Annotated in this window: 2 protein-coding genes and 1 pseudogene; 1 reads left to right on the top strand and 2 read right to left on the bottom strand. The window is 69.9% G+C overall.

Annotated elements, in window-relative coordinates; translation table 11 throughout:
- Positions 1-540: pseudogene (locus tag A7A76_RS09985) on the top strand (transmembrane repetitive protein); the annotation flags it as partial.
- A gap of 672 nt (positions 541-1,212) precedes the next feature.
- On the opposite strand, the gene A7A76_RS09980 reads toward A7A76_RS09985, so the two are convergent.
- Positions 1,213-1,662, bottom strand: coding sequence for a c-type cytochrome (locus A7A76_RS09980; RefSeq protein ID WP_206411065.1), 450 nt, complete (start codon positions 1,660-1,662; stop codon positions 1,213-1,215).
- Between the two features lie 11 nt (positions 1,663-1,673).
- Positions 1,674-1,970: c-type cytochrome (locus tag A7A76_RS09975; protein WP_206411064.1), on the bottom strand; the 297-nt coding region annotated here is incomplete at its 5' end.

The raw sequence follows: 1,970 nt of genomic DNA, 5'->3' as shown, positions 1-1,970 counted from the left end.
GCGAGCGCCGGCGCCGGTCCAAAGCCGAACCCCGCGCCCGGCACCTTGCCGACGGCGCGGCGCGGCGACGATTGGGGCGACTCCGCCCGCAACCGCCCGGGCGGCAAGCCCGGCGACGCGCCGGGCCTATTCAATCCCGACGGCAGCGTGCGCATCGCCGACGCGCCGGGCTCGGCCTCGCCGGGGTTCCCGCCGGGCACGGTCACGCAGGAGATCAAGAACCTCGACCGCGCCGGCACCTGGCTGCGGCGCAAGCCGACCGATTACGAACCGACCACGCTGGACAAGTACTGGCGGCCGGACGAAACCCTGCTGGCCGAGTGGGTGCGGCGCAGCATCAAGAACGTCGCGATCCCGATTCCGGGCACCCGCAAGAGCATCCAATGCTCGGTCGCGCTGCTGATGCTCGGCGGCGGCTGCGGCATCAGCGACCCCAACCTCAACGACCAGCCGGCCGAAGCGCGGCCGCCGCCGGACGTGCCGTTCAAGCCGCACCTGCAGGAAAACAACGGCAGCGTGCGGCCGCCACCGGGCGGTTGATCGCAGGCCGGCATGCAGGCGCGGCGAGGCCGGCTTGCCGCGAAACCCACCGGTCGTCATGCCCGCGAAGGCGGGCATCCGGGGCTTTGTCGAGGCATGACTCTGAAGTCTCTGGATCCCCGCCTTCGCGGGGATGACGGCTTGGAGTGACGCGGCGCGACACAACATGGCGAAGGCGGTTCGCCGTGAAACCCACTTCTCGCGGCGAAACTACCCTACCGTCATGCCCGCGAAGGCGGGCATCCAGGGCTTCATCGAGGCATGACTCTGAAGTCTCTGGATCCCCGCCTTCGCGGGGATGACGGCTGGAAAGAGGCGCGGCGAAACCTGCCTGCCGTCATGCCCGCGAAGGCGGGCACCCAGGGCTTCACCGCGATATGACTCTGAAGTCTCTGGATCCCCGCCTTCGCGGGGATGACGGCTGGAAAGAGGCGCGGTGCAACCTACCTGCCGTCATGCCCGCGAAGGCGGGCATCCAGGGCTTTACCGCGACATGACTCTGAAGTCTCTGGATCCCCGCCTGCGCGGGGATGACGACTGGAAAGAGGCGCGGCGAAACCTACCTAACGTCACGCCCGCGAAGGCGGGCATTCAAGGCGCTCGACCGCTAAAACGCGAACGGCCCGCAATCGCGGGCCGTTCGTGCGTGCGCTCGCCGCGGAGGGCGACGGCTCAGTGGATGCCGTGCAGGTCGCGCAGCGTGCCTTTCTCGCGCGAACCGAAGTAGGCGGACAGGTCGGCGATCTGCTGGTCGCTCAGGCCCTTGGCCTGGGACGACATCAGCGCGTGCTCGCGGTCGCCGTCGCGGTACATCTGCAGCGAGTGGGCGATGTAGTCGTGGTACTGGCCGGCCAGCTTGGGGTAGGTCGGATCGATCGGGGCGTTGCCTTCGGCGCCGTGGCAGTCCACGCAGGACTGGCCGGTGGCCTTGCCCTTGGCGCTGGCGAGCTGCTCGCCCGCCGCGGCGTTGCCCGCCGGCAGGCCCGAGGACGACGAAGTGTGGCCGTCGTTGCGGTCGGCCGAGGAATGGCCGGCCGGGGCGTCGCCGGCGTTGGAGCAGGCGGCCAGGGCGAGGGCGAGCGAGGCGATGGCGAGGCCGCGCAGGAAGCTGGGATTCGTCATGGGTCGGCGGCTCACTTGGCGCTGGAGAGGAAGGCGGCGATGTCGGCGATGTCCTGGTCCGAGAAGCTCTGCGCCTGGGCCTGCATCGTCGGGTGCTTGCGCGCGCCCTTCTTGTATTCGGTCAGCGCGTTGACCAGGTACTCCGGCGATTGGCCGACGATCTTGGGAACGTGGTAGTTCGGATACGCGTTCTTGTAGCCGGTGACGCCGTGGCAGCCCTGGCAGGTGTAGGTGAGCTGACGTCCGGTCTGCGCGTTGCCGGCGGCAGCGGCCGGCGCGGCGGGCGCCGCCGTCGCAGTCGCGGCGGG

This window comes from Lysobacter enzymogenes (genome assembly GCF_017168095.1).
GTDB classification, from domain to species: Bacteria; Pseudomonadota; Gammaproteobacteria; order Xanthomonadales; family Xanthomonadaceae; genus Lysobacter; species Lysobacter enzymogenes_D.
Note: the sequence above shows the minus strand (reverse complement) of the source record. Positions and strands in the feature narration are given on the sequence as shown.